The sequence below is a fragment of the Murimonas intestini genome (assembly GCF_024622195.1).
In the GTDB taxonomy this organism is placed as follows: Bacteria; Bacillota; Clostridia; order Lachnospirales; family Lachnospiraceae; genus Murimonas; species Murimonas intestini.
In genome coordinates, this window is the sequence record NZ_JANKBI010000006.1 from 229,210 (window position 1) to 238,385 (window position 9,176).

Here is a 9,176-nt window from a genome sequence, read left to right on the forward strand (position 1 = left end):
CATTCCTTCTTATTTAATTTTAGCCAAAAGATCCACTTTTAATGCTTTCTTTCCTTCCTGTGCCACTTCTACATCTTGGAATTTCTCGTAATTTACTTTTACTCCATCATCCAGATCAATCTCGATTCTTTTGTTGGCAATATGAGCAATGGCCTCATCATAAATCTTCATTTCTGCAAGCTGTTTTGTATATTTCGTCACTGCTTTTGTTGCCTTCGATTTTTCGGAAGCTGAGGTTGCATTGTCAATGGTATACTGAGCACTCTGCATCGCTGTTTCTACATATTTCTGTGCGCGGTGCAAATAGTCTGTTCTTACACGTCCAACAGTGTCTGCATCATAACGGTGCATGTAGATCAGTGCCTTAAATCCATTTTGTTTTCCACTGTCGAAGAGCCAGTAAATTGGTCTCTTCTGATATACTTTCAGATGGTCTGTATAAAAGTCTTTTAGAAAATAGTTACGGATGACTTCTCTGGAAGTATCACCCCTATTGCCTAATGCATTTGCAATAAAATCAAGGTTTTTTTCTAAGGTGTCGGAGCCGTAGACAGTTTTGACAAATTCTACAAAACGTCCAACAATATCATCTGAGAAATATTCTTCATCAGTGATTGGAATGCAGTTATCGTCATCCGGAAGAAATGTCTTATACTTACTACTGTCACATTCACCGCCGGCATAGATCAGCCCTTTTTCATCTAAAGAATAACGACCAAACATGCAGCCCACAACATAGGAAATGAAAGAACGAATATCCCGTCCCAAATCTGCCTTACGAACTGTGACATCTTTATCCTCTACTTCTGGTGTTAACTCATTCTGCAAACCATAAATGTCGATAAATATACGGTTCAGTTCTTCTTCGTTGTTTTTCAACTGATTGAAACGTTCATCGCATTCAGTCTTCCACTGCTCAAAGGCTTCAGAGACAGTGGAAACAGAACAGATGAGAGGATGCTGCTTGAAGTCCCAAGAGGTTTCAAAGGAGTCCCAGTCTCGTTTTGAATTAGAAATACACTTATCTGCCATCTCCTCAATTGTATGACGTTTTTCCTCTAAAATACATAATGGAATAGATCCAATATTGCCAGGTTGGTACGAAATACTCGGGTTAAGAACATTGAGAATGTAGTCTGTCACTGAAGAACATAACAGTGCCTCTATATATGAAATATCTTTGGTAGCAGCATATAAGCCACATCCGACCGCATCACATAAAAAACCTTTTTCAAAATATCTTGACGAAAATTTACTTGACGATAAAAACGTCCATGTTATCCCTTCTCTAAATATGAAATCCAAATTATAATTGTGTGAACGAATTCTCCCTGTTTTTTCGTCCTTGAAATTTCTAATTTCAAGTCCATCGTTTTCCCAGTTCACAACATAATCCCTATTCCCATACCACTTTCTAAACTCTCCGCCCTTGTTATATGGAAAGAATTTCTTTTTACTCAACTGTGCTTCATCTCTGTTTTTTATATTAAATCCAATTCTGTCAAGTGCAACTTCGTGCCACAATCTTAGAAAGCGATCATTACTTGCTGTTGCCATTCCTAAGCGTGCTTGTGCAAGATCTGATATTGCTTGATTATGAAAACACTCAATAAATCTACTGCTTACCCAGTAAGCAATAGGAGTTCCAGGAATATCGAAATATCTATCTTGATTTGATAGAAAATATCCTGTTCCATCAAAAAACCATATTTCTTTGGTATCAACAGAATCTACAGCTCCTTGTTTTCTAAAGAGTCGGCGGTATGTGCCAGTGTATTTTGCATAATTTCCATTTTTGATTACAAAAGAAGTCGTACCAAAGTCAGAGCCAAAAACACCCCTTCCTAAATGAAGCATATTAACAAATGTATTTTGTGATAGCAAACTTCTTCGCAATTCTTCATAGCTTGATAAAAACATCCATACCGGAATGTTAATCATTGCCATATGCCCATTTAAATTACACATAGTTAAAGTTTTTTCCATGCATACCGTGCTCATATCACCTTTGCTATCAGGATAATTCTTCTTTACAAAATCAGACAACTTTGCGCTCATACCGCCATTTCCCATATACGGCGGATTTGTCACCACTGCATCATACTTTTGTCCCAGATTCTTCGCTACTCTTACCAGTTTTCGTAAAATTTTCTGTGTTTCTTCACTTCCTACACTTTCAAATGAAATCTGTCCATCTGTTCCTAAATCTTCTACAAATTTTTCCAGTACATTCCAGTCACAGGTATCTACATTCAAAATAGAACCATATTCTCTGGCATCTATAAAGGTATCCAGTAATCCTTCCATCTGCATCGTTGCCAGATTTCGTTCCATCTCGCTTAAATGTGTACCGAAAAATTTCAGATGACTCCGGTTAATCCCATTACTCTCTATAATCGCATACACTTTCGGTTCCGTTTTCCCATCTCTTCCACGCAGGAATCGTCGGTTATATCCACGACCTTTCATCATAACTGCAAAGTATGCGAGCTGATATGCCCTCTGGTCGATATCCAGTCCATGAATATTATGTTCTACGATTTCAAATGCCGCTTCTCTCTTGTCATATCCAGCACTTTCATAGATATCCATCAATACATCGAACATTGCAATTAGTATATGACCACTTCCCATACACGGATCAATACAAGTAATATCTGTTGGTTTTAGATCTTTGTATGTGGTACGTATTTCTGCCAGTTTCACATTGACTGCTTCTTCCTGCTCTGCTTCTGGAAGGTAGTATTTCCATCCGAATTTTTCAGCAACTGTCTTTTCATCTGTGCTTGGATCTACTGCCCGTAAGTGTTCAATCCAGATTCTTCCCACTGAGTTTTCAACCATATAACGCACAATCCAGTCTGGTGTAAAAAGCTGGGTTGCCGCCGGAATTCGTTCTTTCGTGATCTTTACATTCTTTTTCAATTTTGCAAAGGTATCATCTTTCAATTCTGTGTTGTAATACTGGTACAGCCATCCAATAATCTCTACCTGTCCGGTTGGATTGCCTTCTTCATCCAGTGTGGATACATTAAAGTCTGTTTCCGGGATACCTGTCTCCGGATTCACCAGCATATAAATCACATCATCTTTATTGGTGTAAGAAATACCAAACAGCAATTCCATATAGTCTGAATCTGCTTCAAACAGTCCTGGCAGGATATCATGTAGCTGATGGCACTGTTTCAAGAATAATTTACCGTACATTTTATCGGTATCTTCTGATGTACCACTCATTTTCCAATTGATGATTTCTTCTTTTTCCTGTGCTGTCAGGTCTAAATCTACATCTGGTGCCTGTGTCACAAGATCCGGTTCCATTTTCCCCTCTTTTTCAGAAGAAAGCACACGAACTCTGTTTGGAAGATAGTCATTTACTTCCATAAAACGGATAGCACAGATTCTGTTGAACCAGGTATACGCCACTTCCTCTACAACTGCTTCAAAACCACGAGACTCAATTTGAGATACCAGTCGTCTTCTCTGTTCACACTGTCTTTTATTCAATGTTACTTCTGTTCCTGCAACCGTCTGATATACTTCAAAGTCCGCTCCCTTAGTGATTGGTTCACTACAGGATTTCTCTGTGATACCAAGCATACCTGCTTTATCTGTAACCGAATCGATCAATTTTTTTCTTGCTTCTATGGCAAATTTCTTTATCGCATTCTTGTTCATGTACTATTTCCTCCCACTGGAATGTTTAACTCAATGTAATAATTGTATTTTCATCCAGCTCGTTTAATAATTTTTTCTTCAGCTCTGCCAGGAACTTGTCAATATCCTGCTCGTTTTCAATCGAATAGATTCTCGCACCAGCTACGTTACTAATGGATACATTCTTGCGTTTCTTTGGCTTCGGCTGAACTGGCGGTGTTACCGGCTTCGGTGGTTCCGTATGGCCGCCGCCTGTCGGTGGTGTTACCAGAGGTACAGGCTGTACCGGTTTCGGACGATGTGCTTCTTCATATTCTGTAATCTCATCCATACAACGAAGCTTCAATGTATCACTTTCCAGTCTGATATTTTTTACTGCTGCAATCTCATGGGATGTATCCAGTTTCTGCTTCAGTTCTGCAAAAGCATTTACGAACTTGTCCCTAAATACAGATGCAAATTCTTTCTCATCTAACGTATATAATACTTTTTCCAGATCATCATCCACAATCGGTCGCATCTCTTCTGCTTCTTTTTCCAGTAAGGCTCCATACTGCTGTACGAACTTCATGGACATATCCGGCAGTTTCTGAATCTGTCCAAATGGATTCTTTGCCGTCACAATGGCTTCCATCTGAGCCACGTTGTCAATGATCCCCTGTTCCCGAACATAGGTCTTGCTGTTTTCAAACATCTGGATCTGTTCCAGTGCTTTTTCAAAGATTTTTTTCTGACCACCTTTGAAGAAATCAAATACCGGTGCAGTATTGTCTGCATCATCTAAAAGATCATCTCGCTTTTTATCTACTGTTTTAAAGAACTCGACCGGCTCTTTGATAGAGAGAAGTTCTTTCAGATTCTTCTTCGCCTCTTCCATCAAGGATTTACATGGCAGCTTTGGATTTACACGATATTCAATCATGATTTCATTGAAAATATCCAGCTTATCCTGAGCTTTATTCTTAAAGTTTCTCATAATTGTATCGTCATCATCACTGGATACAGAGAATCCAAAATAATCCTTCAATACTTCTTTTGCCGAACGGATCTGTCCGTCTGTCGCTCTTTCCCTGATATCAATCAGCAGTTTTTCTACAAATTCACGTTTTGTCAGATAGCGTACCAGTTCATCTTTTGTATTAGACAGCATGGATAGGCTCTGACTGTTATATGTCAGGGATACCCGTCCCATCTTAAATAGCATGGCAACTAGCCACTGCACGTCTTTCGGATCAAAGCCATACGGAGCTGCCCCGAATTTATCCTGTAGGGATTTCAGGGATGTTTTCATATGTCTTGCATTGTTAAGACCGATTACCTGAATCACTTCTTCCAGTGCCAGTTTATTCGGTGTGGTATCACTGGTTCCAAGGAAAGAAACCTGTCCGTCGTTGCCATTGAATACTGCAGCAATATCAGAAAGTTCCGGAGCTGTCTCCATGTAGGTCAGCTTGTTATACTGCATTGCTACTAACTTTCCAAGTGCCTCATTGATACGGCTTGCCGGTTCTTTTGCTAAAATGTTTGCTTTATCTCCATTCACATAGATATCCGCATGTTTCAGGGCATCTTCGATAAAAATACGGATGCGGTCCTTCTTTTCAATACGTTCATCTTCTTTTGCACGACGAATACTGTCAAAGCTTCCTCTTGCACCGGAAGCATTTTTATTCAGGAACTTATAAATCTTGATAGATTCTGTGATTTCATCCAGGAAGGTACTGTCGTTAGGCAGTTTCACAATCACACTATGTTCCTGTGCGGAAAGCATACGCAGGGCAGAATCCGGATAATCTTCTCCATATGGTGTAATTATCGATACTCCAATATCATTAGACTGAATTCCCTTGAAATACCGATCATCTACTTTCTGGTTAAATGGGAATAAATAACGGCTGCTATAACGATATTTCTTGTCTGTAAAGATTTCCTCGAAGATTACTGTGGATGCCTCTCCGATAATCTCTCCCATTTCTACAGATTCGTTATTGATGGCATTATTGATTTCCTGCTCTTCATTTGTCAGGAAGATATAGATTTCTCCATTCTTCTGTACCAATGTCTCTCGAATCAGTTTCTTTAAAGATTCTTCAATCTTTCCACGAATTACGATACGGTCATCGTCAATATTGGAGATCATCAGTGTGGTAAGGTTATCTACATTTGCCTTGATCTCTTTGACGTATTTAATCATAAACAGCACTTTCAGCAGTTCTACATCGAACTCATCCAGTCTGCTATTGTCCTCTGCATCCGTAATGACCTGGCTGTGCTGATGGTCAATGAATTTATGCAGCGGATCATAGAAATAGCTGAATGGTACCAGCACACCTTCCTGGCTGTCTTTTAATCGAATCGCAGACTCTTGGAATAGTGCCAACATAGAACGGGACTGATCGGATAAATGCTTTCCACTGGCTCCATGAGTACGCACGGCTGTCAGTACCTGTCCAAGTAAATTGAACTGGTATGGAATAAACGGATAGCAATCAGCAAAATCTGTCTTGTCTGTATATAATTTCTTATCTGCAGTATCTGCCGTAAATGTGATCAGATTCTTGATAATGGATTCTTTCTGCTCATATAACAGCTTCAATGCAGACTCCGCAATCTCATTCTTCTCCAGAATACGTTTACGGATAACTTCATCTACATTGGATGCAGACAGAGATAATCTGGTATCAAAACGTCCCTGAATCTTTGAGAAGTCATTTCCTTTTGTCTTTGTAATAGAATCAATATCTTCCTGACTGGTAACGATAACCCATGCTTTTCCTCTGCAGGCAGTTCCCAGGTCTTCTACAATAGTCTGCAAATTCAGCATTAACTGGGTATCATCAGCAATATACTGTCCAATCTCATCCACCAGGAAAATGACATGGTGGTTCGGTCCTTTTTTCTCACAATATTCTTTTACCAGAGATACGAATTTTTCAATACTGAGATCATAGCTTACTTTTGCATTTTTACACCAGTTACGAGCCGCTTCCTCACTCATAAAGTCCATCGCTACAATGGTTTTTACGATTTTATCCTGAATAACTGCAAAGGCCTGTCTCTTTTTCTCCCATGGTGCACCTGCAATCTCTTCAAATTTCTCTTTGAATTCCTCAAATCTATCTTCATTGTCAAGTTGACGCTCAAATTCTGCAAGATACGGAATTGAGCCACAGTATCCCTGCATTTCATTGAATACCTTCATGAATACTTCCACGATGGCTTCTTTCCCTGAGCCAACTTTTGCAGATCCCTTGGAATCAATATTAAAGAGCATGACATCAGAAGAAATGGTTCCTGAATTGGTCATCTTGGCAATCAGCATTGGATCTTCAACTTTTTTGCCATCTGTAAAGTATTCGATCGCTCTCTTTCCTTCCACCACACTGTTTTTTAACAGGTAAGAAAGAATCTTTAAGAAGTGAGATTTACCACTTCCAAAGAAACCGGAGATCCAGACACCCATTTTGTCAGTATTGTTATGAATCCCTTTTTCGTAGTTATCGAAAAAATCACGGAAATGCTTTAACAGTTCTTTTGTTACCACATATTCGTCCAATTCCTGATATACATTTTCTTCATCAGACTGACCGACTTTAATTACGCCCTTAATATCACGATCAATCTGTTTTTCAAACATCTCTTTAATCTGCATTTTTCTTCTCCTTTGTTTTACACAAGCCGGAATGCCCGGTAATAATTTCTGGAATCCATCGTTCCAAATAATTTCAGATCCTGTCCACTGTATTCTCCAGGATAAAACATCACAACCGGTACACTGTCCAGCACCTGATGTAAATTATTCAAAATATTATGGCTTGCAATGATTGGATGGCATTTTCCTACTCCTGTCAGAAAAATCACGCTGTCGGTCAGATCTTCCTGCAAGATCTTTGAAATAATAAGGTTTAGTTCGTTCGTCTCATCCAGTCCCAATGTTTCTACCAAGCTGTCGGCCATATCAAAAAAGCCATTATCCTTTTCCAGATCAAAGAAGGCTTCCAGATATCCTTCTTCCTCTAATACCTGAATCATCGTATGAAATAGGTCAACTTCTATAATTTTAAAGTCTTTATTGCCGTTGTTGATTCGGCCTTTTAAATATGCGATATGAGTACGCACTTCCAGTTCTGCTCTCGGATCATAATCAAACACATAATATCCAACTTCATTTCCAAGTCCCTTATTCTCACGGAAAGACTTTTCAGATATCTTATCTTCAATCCGGTTCAGTCTTTCTTCCAAACTCAATCCAGCCATCCTTAGACTCCCTTCACAGCCTTCAAGTATTCTCCAAGTCCATTTACAGTCAGTAATTCTTCTGTACGATAATCAATATGAATTGGCTTGATCGTTCTCGGCTTTGCACTGCTTTCCAGTAATCCAGCCTCAAACATCATTCTTGTGAAGCACTGTTTCAACTTCCGTACTGCAGTATCTGTCCAGCCTGCAACTACATCACTCTGCATTACCTTATCTGCAAAAAAGACATTCAGATCCCTGTCTGTGATCTCTTTTTCACCTAATCGAATCTTCTCGTCATATACTTCATGTAAAAATTCAAAAAATAATCTGCTGTCCATCAGAACTGCAATCAGATTCAGAATCTTTGCAGTTTCCACATCACAAGTGATAAATTCCTGCAATACTGCCTCCGGCAAAGCGGATACCCTTCTGTAGGTTCCATTCAACACTTCGTAGGCACGATATTCAGCTTTCACCTGATAGATATTTTCCTCCCAGGCAATCTTTCGGATATCTGTCTTGCTAAACCCTTCCAGGATATACCCTGCTGTTTTTCTGGACTCCTGCAGCCAGAATAATTTTGATGTAAGTCCTGCACTATATTCCATTACTGTCCACCATCCTTTGTTTCTTTTTCATAATGGACAATATCTCCGAAATCACAATCTAACTTCTCGCAGATCTTCTCCAGAACCTTCATGGAAACCAGCTTGCCATTCGTCATTTTTGCCACGGTACTGCTGCTGATTCCCACTTGGTTCATTATATCCACTTTCTTCATGTTTTTATCGATTAATAGCTTCCATAATCCATTGTATGATACTGCCATATGTATTCCCTCTTCGTTATACAAAACTTATGGTTTTCCTGTATTTTGAAAGTATGTTATTCATTTTCGTTCTTATACTCTCAATCCATATTATTGTATCATACTGTATGTTTTTCTTCAATGATAAATGCAAATGGAAACTTCGACTTTACGAACGATTCATTTGAAAAATCTAACGGTGTTACATGAGATCTTCTCCTATTCTTCCAAATACATTTTTAATGCATTGTAGCAGTTCAGTGTCCAATGTCATTTAGTTAACCAGCAATCAAACAATCAAAGTGATATAGGTGCTGATTTTATGGTTTTATATCAGGCTTTTTTACAAGGAGGAACGTGCTGCCAGACAAAACTATGTTTTTTGAACATCATAAATAAGTGTCTTCGACACTTCAGCTCCCCTGCCCCTCAATCTTGAGGGGTGGGCTTGCTTTTTTCTTCTATCTGA

5 protein-coding genes are annotated in these 9,176 nt (G+C 39.0%); all 5 read right to left on the reverse strand.

Translation table 11 applies throughout. The features are described 5' to 3' along the window. Positions 1–9: 9 nt before the first annotated feature. Genes pglX through NSB28_RS11880 form a run of 5 tightly spaced genes read right to left on the reverse strand, consistent with a single transcriptional unit; the run spans position 10 to position 8,728 of the window. Positions 10–3,678 carry a BREX-1 system adenine-specific DNA-methyltransferase PglX gene (pglX, locus tag NSB28_RS11860; protein ID WP_109627600.1) on the reverse strand — a complete coding sequence of 1,223 codons (3,669 nt, stop codon included), beginning with the start codon at positions 3,676–3,678 and terminating at the stop codon, positions 10–12. Positions 3,679–3,703: 25 nt separating this feature from the next. Beyond that, positions 3,704–7,309 carry a BREX system P-loop protein BrxC gene (brxC, locus tag NSB28_RS11865; RefSeq protein ID WP_109627603.1) on the reverse strand — a complete coding sequence of 1,202 codons (3,606 nt, stop codon included), beginning with the start codon at positions 7,307–7,309 and terminating at the stop codon, positions 3,704–3,706. Positions 7,310–7,326: 17 nt separating this feature from the next. Continuing rightward, the gene (locus tag NSB28_RS11870; protein ID WP_109627605.1) at positions 7,327–7,914 is read right to left on the reverse strand and encodes a DUF1788 domain-containing protein; all 588 of its coding nucleotides are present in this window, start codon (positions 7,912–7,914) and stop codon (positions 7,327–7,329) included. 2 nt (positions 7,915–7,916) lie between these two features. After that, on the reverse strand, positions 7,917–8,507 hold the full coding sequence (locus NSB28_RS11875) for a DUF1819 family protein (protein WP_109627607.1): 591 nt from the start codon (positions 8,505–8,507) through the stop codon (positions 7,917–7,919). Continuing rightward, positions 8,507–8,728, reverse strand: a complete 222-nt coding sequence (locus NSB28_RS11880; protein ID WP_109627609.1) for a helix-turn-helix domain-containing protein — start codon at positions 8,726–8,728, stop codon at positions 8,507–8,509. Before NSB28_RS11880 ends, NSB28_RS11875 begins: the two co-directional genes overlap by 1 nt. Positions 8,729–9,176: the final 448 nt, after the last annotated feature.

Coding starts and splice junctions, on each gene's coding strand:
- pglX (WP_109627600.1), bottom strand. CDS start 3,678: ATGAACAAGAATGCGATAAAGAAATTTGCCATAGAAGCAAGAAAAAAA.
- brxC (WP_109627603.1), bottom strand. CDS start 7,309: ATGCAGATTAAAGAGATGTTTGAAAAACAGATTGATCGTGATATTAAG.
- NSB28_RS11870 (WP_109627605.1), bottom strand. CDS start 7,914: ATGGCTGGATTGAGTTTGGAAGAAAGACTGAACCGGATTGAAGATAAG.
- NSB28_RS11875 (WP_109627607.1), bottom strand. CDS start 8,507: ATGGAATATAGTGCAGGACTTACATCAAAATTATTCTGGCTGCAGGAG.
- NSB28_RS11880 (WP_109627609.1), bottom strand. CDS start 8,728: ATGGCAGTATCATACAATGGATTATGGAAGCTATTAATCGATAAAAAC.